This window comes from Pseudomonas kulmbachensis (assembly GCF_963681935.1).
In the GTDB taxonomy this organism is placed as follows: domain Bacteria; phylum Pseudomonadota; class Gammaproteobacteria; order Pseudomonadales; family Pseudomonadaceae; genus Aquipseudomonas; species Aquipseudomonas kulmbachensis.
The window spans coordinates 3463916-3481249 of record NZ_OY817088.1 but is presented as its reverse complement, the minus strand read 5'-3'; the positions used below and the strand labels follow the sequence as shown (position 1 = coordinate 3481249).

Sequence of the window (17334 nt, the reverse complement as noted above, 5' to 3'; positions counted from 1 at the left end):
CTGTAGGAACGAGGCTACGTCCGGCGACGAAGTCGTCGTAAACCCGGCAAGCACGGTACACCTGAAACAACGAGTCGCTTGGTTTTACGACTGCTACGCAGCCGAACGCAGCCTTGTTCCTACGGCAGCTGCTACGAGTAAATCCCTGTGGGAGCAAGACAGTTGCTCCCACAGGAGGCGGGTGTTATTGACCGTTATAAATCTGGTCGAATACGCCACCGTCGTTGAAGTACTTTTTCTGCACGTCGCGCCAGTCGCCGAAGGTTTTTTCAACCGACAGGAATTCGACTTTCGGGAAGCGGTCGTTGTACTTGGCCAGCACTGCCTTGTCCCGTGGACGCAGGTAGTTTTTGGCGGCAATTTCCTGGCCTTCAGGCGACCACAGGTACTTCAAATAGGCTTCGGCAGTGGCGCGGGTACCTTTTTTGTCTACCACTTTGTCGACCACGGTCACGGGCGGCTCGGCTTCGGCCGATACGCTTGGGTAGATCACTTCGAACTGGTCGCGGCCAAATTCGCGGGCGATCATTTCAGCTTCGTTCTCGAACGTCACCAGCACGTCGCCGATCTGGTTGGTCATAAAGGTCGTGGTGGCTGCGCGGCCGCCGGTGTCGAGTACCGGAGCCTGCTTGAACAGCTTGGCGACAAAGTCCTTGGCCTTGGTTTCGTCACCGCCGTTTTTCAGCACATAGCCCCAGGCCGAAAGGAAGGTGTAGCGGCCGTTACCCGAGGTTTTCGGGTTGGGCACAATCACCTGTACGCCGTCCTTGAGCAGGTCTGGCCAGTCTTTCAGGGCTTTGGGGTTGCCTTTGCGCACGATAAACACAGTGGCCGAGGTGAAAGGCGCGCTGTTGTCGGGCAGGCGGGTCACCCAGTTTTCCGGAACCAGCTGGCCGTTGTCGGCCAGGGCGTTGATATCGGTGGCCATGTTCATGGTGATCACGTCAGCTGGCAGGCCGTCGATTACCGAACGCGCCTGTTTGCTGGAGCCGCCGAAGGACATTTGTACGTTGAGCTTTTCGCCGTTGTGCTCTTGCGCCCAGTGTTTCTGGAATGCTGCGTTGTAGTCTTTGTAGAAGTCACGCATTACGTCGTAGGACACGTTCAGCAGCGGCGGTGGGGTGGCCGCATGAGCGACACTGCCAAGGGCCAGGCCAGCGGCAAGAATGGAGGCGCTAAAGAATTTTTTCACTGAGCATTCCTTGTTATAGGGAGCAGTAGGGGCAAATTGCCAGCAACTATAGCCGCTGGCGCATAGTCCTTAAAAGATTAAAAAGTACTGTGGTTATGCCTTTTTCGTAAAGAGTGCATTGCCGCAACGGGAACAAAAAGCTGCCGTTGGTTCGTGAGTGTTCTTCTTGCAGGTCGGGCAGTCGTGCTTGAGTTGTTCACCCCGCATGGCGTTGGCCAGTTCGGCGGTGAAGATGCCCGTAGGCACGGCAATAATCGAGTAGCCGGTGATCATGACCATGGCCGAGATAACTTGCCCCAGTACAGTTTTGGGCACTATGTCACCAAAGCCGACGGTGGTCAGGGTGACGATGGCCCAGTAGATACTTACCGGAATGCTGGTAAAGCCGTTTTCCGGGCCTTCAACCACATACATCAGGCTGCCGAACACCGTGACCAGAGTCGAGACACTGACCAGGAACACGATGATTTTTTGCTTGCTGCCCCGCAGGGCCGCGAGCAGGTAGTTGGCCTGGCTCAGGTAGGGTCGCAGCTTGAGGATGCGAAAAATGCGCAGCATACGGATGATGCGGATAATCAGCAGGTACTGCGCGTCGCTGTAGTAGATCGCCAGGATCCCCGGCACGATGGCCAGCAAATCCACCAACCCATAAAAGCTGAAGGCGTAGCGCAGCGGTTTGGGCGAGCAATACAGACGCAGGCCGTACTCGATGGCAAAAACAAAGGTGAAGCCCCATTCGATATACGCCAGCATATCGGCGTAGTCGCGGTGAATGCTGTTGATGCTGTCGAGCACCACGACCACCAGGCTGCACAGGATGATCAGCAGTAGTGCGGTGTCGAAACGGCGCCCGGCGGCGGTGTCGGCCTGAAAGACCATGACGTAAAGCCGTTGGCGCCAATCATTGTTATCCATGCAGGTTGCTCGATGCCCAAATGTCAGAAGGTTCGAGTATTAACGCTCAATGCGCAACCTGCATTGCTCTTCAGCATCCGGTATGGCGGGGCTGAATATCCGCACGCTGGCGTGTACCAGCCAGCAAGCGAGAATAAACGGTGCGGTTAATGGCGCCAGGCCCAGGGCGGTAAAACCGGGTGTGAGCAGCAAAGTGACGATGATGCCGACCAGTGGCAGCCAGGCTCGGCGTCGTTGCTGGCTTAGGGCCAGCGCCGCGAGCACTGGGTTGTAGCCGGTGAGCCCACTCAGTGCTGCCGCCGTATCCTGCTGGTACAGGCCGAATAACAGACCGGCCAACGAACCCGTAATGGCCCACAGAGCAGCCCGCCAACTGCTGGCCCACAGGCCGATCACAATCAGCAGCCCGGCAATCGGATGCTGTAACAGCATGACCTGGGCAACACCTTTGAACAGGGCCTGTATCAGCGCCAGGCTGTTGACTGCCTGTTCGGGGCTCAAGGACGGGGTCGGGGTGTTGTTGAGGTGCAGCAACATCCAGCCGATACCCACGAATGGCGCGGTATAGGCCAACAGGCTTTGCCCGTGGCTGGCGCGTTTGAGCCACTGGTGAACCAGTATCGTGCTAGATCCGGCACTGGCAATGATCAGCAAGGGCTGTAGGGCCGACCATTCCAGATGGTGGCTCAACAGTAACCCCAGCAAGATCCCGTTGTAACTGTAGAGGCCTGCTTGGCGCTCGGCTTTGGGGTAGTCGCGGCGTTGCGCGGTCAGGAGCCCGGCAATCCCTCCCAGCAACGCGCCACCAAGCAGGGTTGGGGCGCTGATCAGAATTGCCAGCAAGCACAACACACCGCACAACGGATGACGCTGGAGGAATATCTGGCTGAAACCGGCGCACAGGGCAGTCGCCCAGTCGGGACAGGGGTGTGAGCTCATGATTGTTACCTGGTAGTCGCTGCCGAGGCACGAAGGCTGCGAGCTCTTGATTGGCTCCCTGCATGATCAAGAACTCGCAGCCTTTGTGCCTCGGCAGCGACTACAGGTATCCCGGTATCCCGAAAGAGAGGAGGCCGGTGGGCTTATTTGTCGCGAATCGAAAAATTGGCCATGTGTTCCAGGCCCTTGATCAGCGCCGAGTGGTCCCAGTTGCTGCCACCGATGGCTGCGCAGGTGCTGAACACTTGCTGGGCATTGGCGGTGTTGGGCAGGTTGATCCCCAGCTCACGGGCACCGGCCAGGGCCAGGTTGAGGTCTTTCTGGTGCAGGCTGATACGGAAGCCCGGGTCGAAAGTGCCCTTGATCATGCGTTCGCCATGAACTTCGAGGATCTTCGACGAGGCAAAACCACCCATCAGTGCTTCGCGAACCTTGGCCGGATCGGCGCCGTTTTTCGCGGCAAATACCAGCGCTTCAGCTACCGCCTGAATATTCAGGGCGACGATAATCTGGTTCGCCACCTTGGCGGTTTGACCGTCGCCATTGCCACCGACCAAGGTGATGTTTTTGCCCATGCTCTGAAGCAGGGGCAGGGCACGGGCAAAGGTTTTTTCGTCGCCGCCGACCATGATGCTCAGCGTGCCAGCCTTGGCGCCGACTTCACCGCCGGACACTGGGGCATCCAGATATTGCGCGCCCTTGGCGTTGATTTTTTCAGCGAAGGCCTTGGTCGCGGTCGGCGAGATCGAACTCATGTCGATCACTACCTTGTTCGGGCTCAGGCCAGCGGCGATGCCGTCTTCGCGAAACAGCACGTCTTCGACCTGTGGGGTATCGGGCACCATGACGATGATGAATTCGGCTTCCTGGGCAACTTCCCGCGGGCTGGCCAGGGCAATCGCGCCTGCAGCGATCAGATCGGCCGGTGCCGCGCCGTGATGGGTCGACAGGAACAGGCTGTGCCCGGCCTTTTGCAGGTTGCTGGCCATAGGCGAACCCATGATGCCTGTGCCGATAAATCCGATTTTAGCCATGACAAATCCTCTTGTTTTTATTGGAGCTGTTTGGATTGCCCGTAGCAGCTGCCGAAGGAACGAGGCTGCGTCCGGCGGCGAAGCCGTCGTAAAATCAGCTGACGCGGTGCATCAGTTGAATGGCGATCACCGGGTTTGCGACGGCTTCGCCGCCGGACGCAGAGCTGCTACAGGGTTTTATGTGTTGCTGTTACACCGCGTTATGGCTTTTGAGCCACACAAGGCCAGCTTCGGTGCTGGTCAGCGGCTTGTATTCGCAGCCGACCCAACCTTGATAACCAATGCGGTCCAGGTGCTCGAACAGGAAGCGGTAGTTGATTTCGCCAGTGCCCGGTTCGTGACGGCCGGGGTTGTCGGCCAACTGGATATGGTTGATCTGGGGCAGGTGCGTTTGCATAGTGCGGGCCAGATCGCCCTCCATTATTTGCATGTGGTAGATGTCGTACTGCAGGAACAGGTTGGTGCTGCCGACTTTTTCCTGGATCGCCAGTGCCTGCTTGGTGTTGTTCAGGTAGAAGCCCGGAATGTCGAGGGTGTTGATCGACTCCATCACCAGCTTGATACCCACCGCCTGCAGCTTGTCGGCGGCGTATTTGAGGTTGCTGACAAAGGTTTTTTCGATCAGCGCCTCGTCTGCGCCTTGTGGGCGAATCCCGGCGAGGCAGTTGATCTGGTCGTTGCCCAGCACTTGCGCGTAGGCAATGGCCAGATCGACCCCGGCGCGGAACTCTTCAACCCGATCCGGGTGGCAGGCAATTCCGCGCTCACCCTTGGCCCAGTCACCCGCTGGCAGGTTGAACAGCACTTGAGTCAACTTGTTAGCGTCGAGCTGTGCCTTGATCTCGGCAGAGCTGTAGTCGTAAGGGAACAAATATTCAACGCCATGGAAACCAGCGTTGGCAGCCGCTTGAAAACGGACAAGGAAATCCTGTTCGGTGAACAGCATGGACAGGTTGGCGGCAAAACGCGGCATGGTGAACTCCTGCAAATAGGTGGCCCCTCTCCATGAAGGAAAGGGGCGGTCAATTAATCCAGCATCGAAATGGCAGTCGGTGCATCGTTACCCACCAACGCCAGATCTTCAAACTCATTGACGGCGTTGATTTCGGTGCCCATCGAAATATTGGTCACGCGCTCCAGGATGATTTCTACCATCACGGGCACACGGAATTCCTTGATCAGCTCTTGGGCCTTGCGCAGGGCAGGCTGGATTTCACTCGGTTCAAACACACGCAAGGCCTTGCAGCCCAAACCTTGAACGACGGCGACATGGTCAACGCCATAGCCATTGAGTTCAGGTGCGTTGAGGTTGTCGAACGCCAACTGCACGCAGTAGTCCATTTCAAAACCACGCTGCGCCTGACGAATCAGTCCCAAGTAGGAGTTGTTAACCACGACGTGGATATACGGCAGGTTGAACTGTGCGCCGACGGCCAGTTCTTCGATCATGAACTGGAAGTCATAGTCGCCGGACAACGCCACTACATTGCGACTCGGGTCAGCCTTGACCACGCCCAGCGCTGCCGGAATGGTCCAGCCCAAAGGTCCGGCCTGGCCGCAGTTGATCCAGTGTCGAGGCTTGTACACGTGCAGGAATTGCGCACCGGCAATCTGCGATAAACCGATGGTGCTTACGTAGCATGTGTCTTTGCCAAACACCTGGTTCATTTCTTCGTACACGCGCTGCGGTTTGACCGGCACATTGTCGAAGTGGGTCTTGCGGTGCAGGGTCGCTTTGCGCTGCTGGCAGTCTTGCAGCCAGGCACTGCGGTTTTTCAGTTTGCCAGCGGCTTTCCATTCGCGGGCCACTTCAAGGAACACTTTGAGTGCGGAACCTGCGTCGGAAACGATGCCCAGATCCGGGTTAAACACGCGGCCGATCTGGGTGGGTTCGATATCAACGTGAATGAACTTGCGGCCTTCGGTGTAGACGTCGACCGAGCCGGTGTGACGGTTGGCCCAGCGGTTGCCGATGCCCAGTACCACATCGGACTTGAGCAGGGTGGCGTTGCCATAACGATGCGAAGTTTGCAGACCGACCATACCCACCATCAGCGGGTGATCGTCGGGGATGGTGCCCCAGCCCATCAGAGTCGGGATCACCGGGATACCGGTCAATTCGGCGAATTCCACCAGCAGGTCACTGGCGTCGGCATTGATCACGCCGCCACCGCTGACCAGCAGCGGGCGCTCGGCTTGATCGAGCAGGGCCAGGGCTTTTTCGGCCTGGAGCCGGGTAGCTGCAGGCTTGGCCAGTGGCAGCGGTTCGTAGGCGTCGATGTCGAATTCGATTTCAGCCATTTGCACATCAAACGGCAGGTCGATCAGTACCGGGCCAGGGCGGCCGGAGCGCATTTCGTAAAAGGCTTTCTGGAAGGCATAAGGCACCTGGCCCGGTTCCATCACAGTGGTCGACCACTTGGTGACGGGTTTGACGATGGTGGTGATATCGACAGCCTGGAAGTCTTCTTTATGCATCCGCGCCCGTGGCGCCTGGCCGGTGATGCACAGAATCGGGATCGAGTCGGCCGAGGCACTGTATAGGCCGGTGACCATATCGGTACCCGCAGGCCCCGAGGTGCCGATGCACACGCCGATATTGCCGGCCTTGGTGCGGGTGTAACCCTCGGCCATGTGCGAGGCGCCTTCGACGTGGCGAGCGAGGACGTGATCGATGCCACCGACCTTTTGCAGGGCCGAGTACAGCGGGTTGATGGCAGCGCCCGGGATGCCGAACGCGGTATCGACACCTTCGCGACGCATCACCAGAACGGCGGCTTCGATTGCTCTCATTTTGCTCATTGTTTTGTGCCTCTTACGTTTTGTAATTGTATACAAGTGGCTGTTGAGGGAGTGTATTCATCCTCCGGCGTGCAGGTCAATGGCTTTTATCGATTCAGTGCCTGATCGCTGATGTGCCCTGTATTCAGGCTTTATGTGCGGGTATTGAATTTTATGAAGATAAAAATTGTATACAAAAGAATTTATTATTGTGTTCTATTAATCTCATAGAAGGCGCGTTAAAAGGCGTGCGAAAGGCTTTCCATAACAAGATAAGGATGGCAACCATGAGTGCTTTAACCTTGAAAGTCGCTTTAGAACTGACCGTTCAAGCCCTTGGCGTGGGGCGCGGAATTCACGCGTCACCGCTGACGGTGGCGGTGCTCGACAGTGGCGGGCATTTGCTGGCGTTGCAGCGCGAAGACGGCGCCAGCCTGTTGCGCCCCAGCATTGCGATTGGTAAAGCCTGGGGCGCAATTGCCTTGGGCAAGGGGTCGCGTTTGCTGGCGCTGGATGCACAGCAGCGCCCGGCGTTTTTTGCCGCTCTGAACGGCATGGGTCAGAGCGACGTGGTGCCTGCACCGGGAGGCGTGTTGATTCGCGATGAGTCGGGGCAAGTGGTCGGCGCGATTGGCATCAGTGGCGATACTTCGGATATCGACGAACAGTGCGCGATCAGCGCGGTAGAGGCTCTGGGCTTGCGGGCGGATGCGGGAGTGGTGGCCTGATTTTTGGTAAATGATTGACCGCCTTCGCGAGCAGGCTCGCTCCCACAGTGATCCCTTGACTGTGGGAGCGAGCCTGCTCGCGAAGTACCCAGTCAAACCCAGATAGCGTCCCACAGCGGATAATCGCCCAGCTTCTCAACCAGCCCCGCTCGCAATGGGTTTGCGACAACATAACGAGCAATTTTCACCAAATCCTCCTCTCGCCTTAATGCACGATCATGAAAGCCATTCTGCCAAAGGCTTATCTTGCGAACGCTCGACAGGTTCACCGCTTTGGTACTCAAAGACTTTGTTCTTTGCATCAACCCGCTCAGCGTCCCACGGCGCAACTCGATCAACCAATGAAAGTGATCGGGCATTACGACCCAAGCCAGCGAGTCAGCAAAACCTTGGTCTTGCGTGGCGCGAAATTGCGCGACAACCAATCGGCCCAAAGCAAAGTCATTGAAAATCGGTTCTCTACAGCGCGTATTGGTACTCAGGAGATAAATTCGATTCTGCTCAGAATAACGGCCTATGCGCAGGCGGTGTGAGGCAGCGAGAGACGGCATTCCTTTGCCCTTTCACAAATAAGTCATGAAAAGGCTAGCCCTGTAAGGGCAACACAGATGGGCAGTTTTTTAGCTTGATGTGTCTGGGAAAATACCTTCACGAGCAAGCTCGTTACCGCGGGTAGGGTGGGAGCGAGCCTGCTCGCGAAGGCCCTTGCTCGGTCTACCGGTCCGGTTCACAACCCTTGAGCACCAGCCGAATAATGGTCTGTGTCGCCGCTTCGTAGTCGCTGTCGTCGAGTTTGGCCTTGCCGGTGATGGCGGAGATTTGCCAGTCGAAGTCGGCGTAGGTCTGGGTCGCGGCCCAGATACTGAACATCAGGTGATGCGGGTCGATAGGTGCTATCTGGCCACGGTCGATCCAGATCTGGATGCAGTCGATATTGTGTTTGGCCTGGACGTTGAGCTGCTCGACCTGTTTTTCGCTCAGGTGCGGGGCGCCGTGCATGATTTCACTGGCAAACACCTTGGACGCAAACGGCAGATCGCGGGAGATGAGGATTTTTGAGCGGATGTAGTTGCTCAGTACTTCGTTCGGTTCGCCATCGGCATTGAACGGCGTCGAAGCTCGCAGAATCGGGTCGATAATGCTTTCGAGCACCTCGCGATAGAGGTTTTCCTTGGACTTGAAGTAGTAGTAGACGTTGGGCTTGGGCACGCCTGCCTTGGCCGCGATATCGCTGGTTTTGCTGGCGGCGAAACCTTTGTCAGCGAACTCTTCGCTGGCGGCACGCAAAATCAGTTCTTTATTACGCTCGCGGATACTGCTCATAAACCCGATATGTCCTTGCCGACTGTGGCGGTCGGGCATGGTAGCACCGGGCTTGCAAGTGGCTCAAGATTGCAGCTTTCGGGCTGGCACGCGCTATGCTTGTGTCCATTCAAACTCAAAGGATGTTTTTCTATGGCTGGCAGTAGCTTGCTGATGTTGCTCGACGATATCGCCGCAGTACTCGATGACGTCGCACTGATGACTAAGGTGGCCGCCAAAAAAACCGCAGGGGTGCTGGGCGATGACCTTGCGCTCAACGCCCAGCAGGTGTCTGGCGTACGCGCCGACCGGGAGTTGCCGGTGGTGTGGGCCGTGGCCAAGGGCTCGTTTCGCAACAAGTTGATCCTGGTGCCCGCAGCACTGGCTATAAGCGCATTTGTGCCGTGGGCCGTGACGCCGCTGTTGATGGTGGGCGGTGCTTTTTTGTGCTTTGAGGGCTTTGAGAAGCTCGCCCATTCCTTTATGCACAACAAGGCCGAGGCTCAGAGCGAGCGCCAGGCGTTGCAGGACACCCTGGCCGGGGCTGACGTCGATCTGGCGGCCTTTGAAAAGGACAAGGTCAAGGGCGCCGTGCGTACGGACTTCATTCTGTCCGCCGAAATCATTGCCATCACCTTGGGGATCGTGTCCGAGTCGCCGTTGATACAGCAAGTGGTGGTGTTGTCGGGGATCGCCATTGTGATGACAATCGGCGTGTATGGCGTGGTGGGTGGCATCGTCAAGCTCGATGATGGCGGCCTGTACCTGAGCCGCAAGACCGGTGACGGGGCATGGCCGCGTTTTCAGCGCAGTTTTGGCCGTGGCGTGTTGAGCGCCGCACCTTACATGATGAAAAGCCTGACGGTGATCGGCACGGCCGCGATGTTTATGGTCGGCGGCGGGATCTTGACCCACGGCGTGCCCGCGCTTCATCACTGGGTCGAAGGCGTGGCGCAAAACAGCGCGCAATGGCTGGGCGTGGTATCGGCCATTGTGCCGACCTTGCTCAACGCCGTGGGCGGCATCATCGCCGGGGCGCTGGTGTTGGCTGTGGTCACAGGCGTGAGCAAGGTGTGGCGCGCAGTCAAAGGCTAAGCCGTCATGCCGCCAGGGGGCGCGGCGACGTGCTGTTTTGCAGCAGGCGATAACCCAGCACGGCGAACAGCAACATGCCGCCCCCGGCTGCCAGCGACACGGTAAACCCGGTCTGGGCGCCGTAAGCGTCGATTACCCAGCCGCCGACCACTGCGCCGAGGGCAACCCCCATGCCCAGGCCGGTAATCATCCAGGTCAGGCCTTCGGTCAGTTTGGCGGGCGGGACGATATTTTCCACCAACCCCATAGCGGTAATCAGGGTCGGGGCGAAAAACAGCCCGGCAAACAGCATTCCGACGGCCAGTGTGGTGATGCTGTCGACCCACATCAGCGGCACCATCGTGATCGCGGTGGCCAGTGCGCCCAGCACAAACAGCTTGGGCAGCGGCATGTTCAATTTGAGCGTACCGAACACCAACCCGGCCACGCATGACCCCAGGGCATATACCGAGAGCACGATGCTTGCAGCGGCGGGTTGGCCCTGGTGCTGGGCAAAGGCGACGCTAACCACATCCACAGTGCCCACAATCGTCCCCAGGCCCAGCAGGGCCATCAGCAAGATAAGCACGGCACCCTGCTGCAAGACGCTGCCGCCGTGCTCGTTGCTGCGCGGGTGTACCGGTGGTTCGGTTTTGCGTTGCAGCACAAAAGCGGTGACGCCGATTGCCAGCAGGATGGCTGCCACCAGCGGCCCGGCCTGCGGAAACAGCGCCACGCTGAGGCCCACGGAAATTGGCGGGCCGATGATAAAACTCACTTCATCGAGCACAGACTCGAACGAGAACGCGGTGTGCAATTTAGGGGAGCCGCGATACAGCTCGGTCCAGCGTGCCCGCACCATCGCTGGCATGCTGGGAATGCAGCCCGACAGTGCGGCAAAAACAAACAGCGTCCAGTCTGGCGCGCCGAAGTGGCTGCACAGCAGCAAGCCCAGCAATGCGCTGACGCCAATGACGGTGACGCCCGGTAGTACGCGGCTCTGGCCGTAGCGGTCGACCCAGCGCGAGATTTGCGGCGCCAGCAGGGCCATGGCCAGGGCAAAGGTTGCGGCCACGGCGCCTGCCAGCCAGTACGAGCCGTGCAATTGTGCCAGCATGGTGATGATGCCGATGCCGACCATGGAAATTGGCATCCGTGCGATCAGGCCCGCGCCGCTGAAAGCCTTGGTGCCGGGGGCGCTGAAAATCTCGCGATAAGGGTTAGCCATACAAGCTCCGCAACAAAAGGTGGACCGCAGTCTGTAGCCGCTGCCGCAGGCTGCGATGGGTTGCGAAGCGACCTCGTTGTTGAAGGTCCTTCTGGCCTTATCGTAGCCTGCGGCAGCGGCCACATACGCGGCGTATGTAGAAATATACGCATACGCGGCGTATGTCAATTAACATACGTCGTGTATCTCAAAATAAAGGTGGCAGGCATGGCGCCCAAAGCGCGGTCGCAAATGATCGAAGAAACCCGTGGCAAGCTGCTTGAGGCTGCTCGGCTGGCCTTCGGTTCGGTGGGTTACGCCCAGACTTCGATGGACGAGTTGACGGCCTCGGTGGGCTTGACCCGTGGTGCGCTGTATCACCACTTTGGTGACAAGAAGGGGTTGTTTCAGGCGGTGGCCCAGCAGATCGATGCCGAACTGGACGCGCAGTTGGCGCAGGTTCTTGAGCAGGCCGAGAGCCAGTGGCAAGGGTTTCGGGATCAGTGCCGGCTGTATCTGGAAATGGCCCTGGAAATTGAAGTGCAGCGCATTCTGTTGCGTGATGCGCCCTCGGTACTGGGCTCGCAATACGTACAGAACACCCAATCGGTGTGCTGCTTGTCGATGGCGTCAATGCTGCAAGGCTTGATGGACACCCAGGTGATTCAACGCACCGATCCCGAGGCGCTGGCGCGTCTGATTCAGGGTGGTTTGATGGATGCGTCGTTCTGGATTGCCGAGGCTGACAACCCGCCACAGCGTCTGGCGGCTGCGCTGGACAGCCTGGACCTGATGCTGCGGGGTTTGCTGCAAGTGCCTCAGGCGCGATAACGCGGCTGAGGCCGGTGCATCAGAAGTGGTACTTGACCAACAGGCTCGCGGTGTCCTGGTTGGTCTTGAATGAACCGCTGTCTTCGATGCCGTACTTGTTTTTCCAGTAGTCGTATTCCACGCCGACATACAACTGTTTGGCGCCCCAGCTCAAGGCCTTGCCCAGGTCGTATTTGATCTGCGGATTGAAGTGCAGGTTGGCATGGTAGGTGCCACGGGCGTTCTGGTCATTGTCGACCACCCAGTCCATGTAGCCGTCGATCAGCACATCGGAGTTGCCCAGGGGCAGGGTGTAGGCCCACACCGGGGTAATCTGCCATACGCCTTTGCCTGCACGATTACCTTCCGGGAAGCGCTGGTAGAAGTTCAACTGGAAGTAGTCAAAGCCCGGCACGTTCAGGTCGAAACCCGGGCCGATCAGGTAGGCCTCGGTGTCGCCTTCGCCAAACTCGTAGGTCATGGCCAGCAACACGTCTTTGATCGGGCCAAACTCAAACTTCTGATCGAAAATCTTGCCGAACGACAACCGTGGGGTGAATTCACCGTAATAGGTGTTCGGGCCAACGTTGCCGTCTTCTTTGCCGTTGTAAAAAATGCGGTCGAGGAAGAAGAAGTTATCACCGTACTTCCAACTGTCAGCATGCTCGAAGGTGACGGTCTGCTGAATCTTTGGATTGACTTGAAAGTCCTTGCCGTACAAGTAAGTCAGGCTGTTGGTTTGCCATTGCAACAGGTCGCCGGCGACTGCCGCAGGACCGCCCAACATGCTCCCCGCAAGCATCAGGCTGGTAAGTGTGCGCTTCATTCGGTTAGCTCCAAAAAAGTAAAAAGTTGTGCAGTAGTCAGAACGTGGCGCTCTGTGATGGCGCCTTGATCCGTGCTTTAAAACAGTCAGTAAACCTTTGATTTAAAGGTATAAAGCTGGCTCTGAAGTCAGCTTTAAAACAGTACTGGCGCTTGAGCGGGCGCGGAGAATACTGGCTCAGGCGTCTGCACTCAAGCGCTCTGTTAACGCTCAAGGTGAGCATGAACAGTGGGTGCACAAACATTTAACTTAGAAGTGGACTTTGATCAGGGCGCTGGCGGTGTTCTGGTTGGTGTCCAGACGGCTGCTGCTGTCGATGCCGTACTTGTCCTTCCAATAACTGTATTCAATCCCGACATACAGCTGTTTTTCACCCAGATTCAGGGCTTTGCCCAGGTCATATTTGATCTGCGGATTGAAGTGCAGATTGGCGTGGTAAGTGCCGCGTGAGTTCTGGTCGTTGTCGACCACCCAGTCCATGTAACCGTCGATCAGCAGGTTGGAGCGTCCCATCGGGATCGTGTAGGAAAACGACGGAGTGATCTGCCAGACCCCTGTTCCAGGGCGCGGGCCTTCGGTATGTCGACGGTAGAAGTTCAGGGTGAAGTAGTTAAATCCCGGCACCGCCAGATCAAACCCCGGGCCGATCAAGTACGCCTCGCTGTCGCCTTCGCCGTACTCGTAGGTCATGGCCAGCAGGACGTCCTTGATCGGGCCGTACTCAAGTTTTTGGTCGAAGATTTTTCCGAACGACAGGCGCGGGCTGAACTCACCATAGTAGGTGTGTGGGCCTTTGTTGGGGTCATCCTTGCCGTTGTAGAAAATGCGATCGACAAACAGAAAGTTGTCGCCGTACTTCCACTTGTCGGCATGTTCGAAAGTGACGGTTTGCTGGATCGAAGGGTTGATCGCGAAATTTTTGCCGTAGAGGTAAGTCAGGCTGTTGGTTTGCCACAAAAACAGATCTCCGGCCATTGCCTGACCGGCAGCCAAAATCCCACCCGCGAGCGTGACGCCCCAGTGTTTGCAGTTCATGGGTAACTCCCTTTTTATTATTGTGTTGTTTCAGAAGCTGGTGAATCTGTGGGCGCGAGCTTGCTCGCGATGGCATCAATGCGGTCGTTCAGATTTACCGCATCGTTTGCATTGCGAGCAGGGGCTCAGTCAGCTTCAATGCTGATGCACATGCCCGCTCATGGCCGTGCGTCCGGCGCCACCCAGTACATTGAACATCAGGTTCAGGCACACCGCGCTGACGGCGGCCATGGCGATGCCGCTGTGGGTGATGGGTCCCATCCACAGTGGCAGGTGGGCGAAGAACTCGGGGCGCACCACCGGGATCAGGCCCATGCCGATACTGACGGCCACCAGCAACTGATTGCGGCGGTCGGCGATATCGGCTTCCTGCAGGATCTTGATCCCAGTTGCAGCAACCATGCCGAACATGGCGATGGCTGCGCCGCCCAATACCGCCGGTGGAATCGAGGCCACCAGGTACGCCGCCTTGGGTAGCAGGCTCAGGGTGATCAGAAACACGCCCGCCATGATCGTCACCGAGCGGCAACGCACGCCGGTCATCTGTACCAGACCAATGTTTTGAGCGAAGGAGGAGTGGGTAAATGTGTTGAAAAAGCCGGCGAGGAACGACGCCCCGGCATCACACAACAGGCCGCGACGCAGCATGCGTGGGGTGACTTCCTGGCCGGTGATTTTGCCCAGCGCCAGGAACATCCCGGTGGATTCGACAAAAATGATGACTACCACCAGACACATGGAAAGGATCGGCGCCAAGTGGAACTCCGGCATGCCGAAGTGCAGCGGCGTAACGACCTGGAACCAGGGCGCGTTGTCGATGCCGGACAGGTCAACCATACCAATGGCGCCGGACAGCACGTAGCCCAAAGCCATACCGATCAGCACCGAGATATTGACCCAGAAACCGCGCATAAAACGGTTGATCAGCAAGATGGTGCCCAGCACCAATGCCGCGATAGCCAGGTACACCGGTGAACCGAACTGTGCAGCAGCACTGCCACCACCGGCCCAGTTAACCGCGACGGGGAATAGTGACAGGCCAATCGAAGTGATCACGGTGCCGGTGACCAAGGGTGGAAAAAAACGCACCACCTTGGACATGAACGGCGCAATGATCATCCCGAAAAAGCCTGCGGCAATAGTCGCGCCGAAAATCCCGGTCATACCGATACCCGGCATCCCGGCCATCGCCACCATGCTGCCAACGGCTGCAAAACTGGCGCCCATCATCACCGGCATGCGAATGCCCATGGGGCCGATACCCATCGACTGCACGATAGTGGCGACCCCGGCGACCAGCAGGTCGGCGTTGATCAGAAAGGCGATCTCTTCGCGACTCAAACCAGCGGCCTGTCCGATGATCAACGGTACGGCAACGGCGCCGCCGTACATCAGCAGTACATGCTGCAAACCGACCAGAATCAATTGCAACAAGGGTAGCCGCGCCAAGGGGGGCGGGGCTGATATGGCGGGTATGCGCGGTTCGGTTAAATCGGACATGCAACACCTCGGTCATTTTTATTGTAGTGGTGTGTTCCTGTGGTCGCAGCAGTGCTGCGACCACATAGCCTGTGCGTCAGTTGGTTTGGGCTCCGGTGTTGATCCAGGCACCGATCAGGTCGCGTTCCTGTTGCGTCATTTGGGTGATATTGCCCAGCGGCATGATCTGGCTGGCGACGGCCTGGGCCTGAATGCGCGGGGCCATCAGCTTGATCTGTTGCGCGGTATCGAACATCACGCCAGCGGGCGCTGCGCTGAACAGCGGACTGCTGGGCGTGGCTGAGTGACAGACTGTGCAGCGTTCCTGGATCACCACATGGACTTTCTCGAAGTCGATACTGGCCACTGGCGCTGCCGGGGCAGCGGGTGCGGTTACCGGGGCTGGAGCATCTGCGGCTCTGACTCCGCCCAGGGCGGTTTCCGGAAGCGGTTGGTACTTGATGACCTTGGCGGTTTCAGGAGCAGTCGACACCGGTTTTGGGCCTGTGACGTAAGCCAGGCAGATCATGCCCAGTGCTGCGACCGGCAAGGTCCAGGCATATTTGTGGCTATTGTGGCGGGTGTTGAAGTAGTGACGAACCAACACCGCCAACACCGCAATCCCGGCCAGGATCAGCCAGTTGTATTGGCTGCCATAGGTGCTCGGGAAGTGGTTGCTGATCATGATGAACAGCACCGGCAAGGTGAAGTAGTTGTTGTGACGTGAACGCAGCAGGCCTTTGGCCGGCAGTGCCGGATCGGGGCTGCGGCCTTCCTTGATGGCAGCTACCAGGGCGCGTTGCGCGGGCATGATGGTGCGGAACACGTTACCGACCATGATGGTGCCGATAATGGCGCCCACATGCAGGTACGCACCGCGCCCGCTGAACACCTTGCTCAGGCCGAACGCTGCTGCAACCAGCAACACAAACAGGACGAAACCGAGCAACGCCGGGCGTTTGCCCAAGGCGGAGTCGCATAGAAAGTCGTAAACAAACCAGCCGGCAATCAATGAACCGATACCGATGGCAACTGCTTCGGGACCGCTCAGGCTGCTGCCGGGAGCGATCAGGTACAGCGCGGGGTTGAAGTAGAACACCAGGCAGAGCAGGGCGATGCCTGACATCCAGGTGAAATAGGCTTCCCACTTAAACCAGTGCAGATTTTCCGGCATGGTGGGTGGGGCCAGCTTGTATTTTTCGAGGTGGTAAATACCGCCGCCGTGAATGGCCCAAAGGTCGCCCGCCAGGCCTTCCTTGGGGTTGGCTCGGTTGAGGTTGTTCTCCAGCCAGACGAAATAAAACGATGCGCCGATCCAGGCCACACCGGTAATCATATGAATCCAGCGCACGCTCAGATTCAGCCATTCCATTAGATGTGCTTCCACAGTCTTTACCTCTGCCCGCTACCCTGCGTGAGTAGACGGACCTTCTCTTATTGGTGGGGGGCGAGGATCAACAACTCATCCTCTTTCAAGAAATGCTCATCGCAGTTATTGCCTGTGCCACTGCGATCAACCACCAGGAAGTCATCCCGCTTTTCGATCGTCAGCACCGGATGGTGCCAAACGCCGCGATGGTAATTAATGCCCTGCCTGCCATTACTGACAAAGGCACGGACCAGACCTGATACAGGTTCATCGCCAAGTGGCGCGACCACGATCAGAAAGGGGTTGCCGAGCAGCGGTATAAAAGCCTGGCTGCCCAGCGGATGGCGCTCCAGCATGCGGACGGTAAACGGCATATCCTGCGCGTCTGCGCGGAAAATACTGATGATCGCCTTGTCTTCTGGCGTAGCCGTTTCGACCTCGGCCAGACGGTGAAAGCGCATGGTCGAACCGTTATTGATCATGAAGTGGTCGCTGCCATCGGTTTCAATCACATCACCGAAAGGGGCGAAGGCTTCTTTGGTCAGCGGTTCAATCATCAATGTGCGCATGGTGGTCTTCTTATTCGGGTTTCTGTGGTGTCAGTTTTGTCGCTATCGCGGGCAAGCCCGCTCCCACATGTGCG

Annotated in this window: 17 protein-coding genes; 3 read left to right on the top strand and 14 right to left on the bottom strand. The window is 57.9% G+C overall.

What is annotated here, in order from left to right; all coding sequences use genetic code 11:
- Positions 1-184: 184 nt before the first annotated feature.
- The 6 genes from U5A05_RS16100 to gcl all read right to left on the bottom strand — a co-directional run bounded on the left by U5A05_RS16100 (position 185) and on the right by gcl (position 6882).
- On the bottom strand, positions 185-1192 hold the full coding sequence (locus U5A05_RS16100) for a sulfate ABC transporter substrate-binding protein (RefSeq protein WP_261738930.1): 1008 nt from the start codon (positions 1190-1192) through the stop codon (positions 185-187).
- A 93-nt stretch (positions 1193-1285) separates the two neighbouring features.
- The gene (locus tag U5A05_RS16095; protein ID WP_261738929.1) at positions 1286-2107 is read right to left on the bottom strand and encodes an ion transporter; all 822 of its coding nucleotides are present in this window, start codon (positions 2105-2107) and stop codon (positions 1286-1288) included.
- A gap of 39 nt (positions 2108-2146) precedes the next feature.
- On the bottom strand, positions 2147-3046 hold the full coding sequence (locus U5A05_RS16090; RefSeq protein ID WP_321833881.1) for an urea transporter: 900 nt from the start codon (positions 3044-3046) through the stop codon (positions 2147-2149).
- A 143-nt stretch (positions 3047-3189) separates the two neighbouring features.
- A complete protein-coding gene (locus U5A05_RS16085; protein WP_261738927.1) occupies positions 3190-4080 on the bottom strand; it encodes a 2-hydroxy-3-oxopropionate reductase in 891 nt (296 codons plus the stop codon).
- 190 nt (positions 4081-4270) lie between these two features.
- Positions 4271-5053: a hydroxypyruvate isomerase gene (hyi, locus tag U5A05_RS16080; RefSeq protein ID WP_321833878.1), complete on the bottom strand. Its 783-nt coding sequence runs from the start codon at positions 5051-5053 to the stop codon at positions 4271-4273.
- 53 nt (positions 5054-5106) lie between these two features.
- Positions 5107-6882, bottom strand: coding sequence for a glyoxylate carboligase (gcl, locus tag U5A05_RS16075; RefSeq protein WP_321833876.1), 1776 nt, complete (start codon positions 6880-6882; stop codon positions 5107-5109).
- 266 nt (positions 6883-7148) lie between these two features.
- On the opposite strand from gcl, the gene U5A05_RS16070 reads away from it, so the two are divergent.
- The gene (locus U5A05_RS16070) at positions 7149-7589 is read left to right on the top strand and encodes a GlcG/HbpS family heme-binding protein (protein ID WP_321833874.1); all 441 of its coding nucleotides are present in this window, start codon (positions 7149-7151) and stop codon (positions 7587-7589) included.
- Positions 7590-7681: 92 nt separating this feature from the next.
- Here the strand turns inward: U5A05_RS16070 and U5A05_RS16065 are convergent, their stop codons facing one another.
- Both U5A05_RS16065 and U5A05_RS16060 read right to left on the bottom strand, forming a co-directional pair.
- Positions 7682-8140, bottom strand: a complete 459-nt coding sequence (locus U5A05_RS16065; protein ID WP_321833873.1) for an REP-associated tyrosine transposase — start codon at positions 8138-8140, stop codon at positions 7682-7684.
- Between the two features lie 163 nt (positions 8141-8303).
- A complete protein-coding gene (locus tag U5A05_RS16060) occupies positions 8304-8912 on the bottom strand; it encodes a TetR/AcrR family transcriptional regulator (RefSeq protein WP_261738922.1) in 609 nt (202 codons plus the stop codon).
- A 132-nt stretch (positions 8913-9044) separates the two neighbouring features.
- Between U5A05_RS16060 and U5A05_RS16055 the strand changes: the two genes are divergently transcribed.
- Positions 9045-9986, top strand: coding sequence for a DUF808 domain-containing protein (locus U5A05_RS16055; protein ID WP_321833871.1), 942 nt, complete (start codon positions 9045-9047; stop codon positions 9984-9986).
- A 4-nt stretch (positions 9987-9990) separates the two neighbouring features.
- On the opposite strand, the gene U5A05_RS16050 is transcribed toward U5A05_RS16055, so the two are convergent.
- Entirely contained in the window at positions 9991-11193 is a 1203-nt protein-coding gene (locus U5A05_RS16050; protein ID WP_321833869.1) for an MFS transporter, read from the bottom strand.
- Positions 11194-11400: 207 nt separating this feature from the next.
- Between U5A05_RS16050 and U5A05_RS16045 the strand changes: the two genes are divergently transcribed.
- Positions 11401-12003: a TetR/AcrR family transcriptional regulator gene (locus tag U5A05_RS16045; protein WP_261738877.1), complete on the top strand. Its 603-nt coding sequence runs from the start codon at positions 11401-11403 to the stop codon at positions 12001-12003.
- Between the two features lie 19 nt (positions 12004-12022).
- Here U5A05_RS16045 and U5A05_RS16040 read toward each other — a convergent pair whose 3' ends face one another.
- The 5 genes from U5A05_RS16040 to U5A05_RS16020 form a co-directional block, all read right to left on the bottom strand.
- On the bottom strand, positions 12023-12808 hold the full coding sequence (locus tag U5A05_RS16040) for an outer membrane protein OmpK (RefSeq protein ID WP_261738876.1): 786 nt from the start codon (positions 12806-12808) through the stop codon (positions 12023-12025).
- A 249-nt stretch (positions 12809-13057) separates the two neighbouring features.
- Positions 13058-13843, bottom strand: coding sequence for an outer membrane protein OmpK (locus U5A05_RS16035; protein WP_321833868.1), 786 nt, complete (start codon positions 13841-13843; stop codon positions 13058-13060).
- Between the two features lie 135 nt (positions 13844-13978).
- On the bottom strand, positions 13979-15343 hold the full coding sequence (locus U5A05_RS16030) for a nucleobase:cation symporter-2 family protein (protein WP_321833865.1): 1365 nt from the start codon (positions 15341-15343) through the stop codon (positions 13979-13981).
- Between the two features lie 76 nt (positions 15344-15419).
- Positions 15420-16709 (bottom strand): urate hydroxylase PuuD, encoded by a 1290-nt coding sequence (locus U5A05_RS16025; RefSeq protein WP_261738873.1) that lies wholly within the window; start codon positions 16707-16709, stop codon positions 15420-15422.
- A gap of 47 nt (positions 16710-16756) precedes the next feature.
- Positions 16757-17260 (bottom strand): ureidoglycolate lyase, encoded by a 504-nt coding sequence (locus U5A05_RS16020; protein ID WP_261738872.1) that lies wholly within the window; start codon positions 17258-17260, stop codon positions 16757-16759.
- Between the last annotated feature and the right edge of the window lie 74 nt (positions 17261-17334).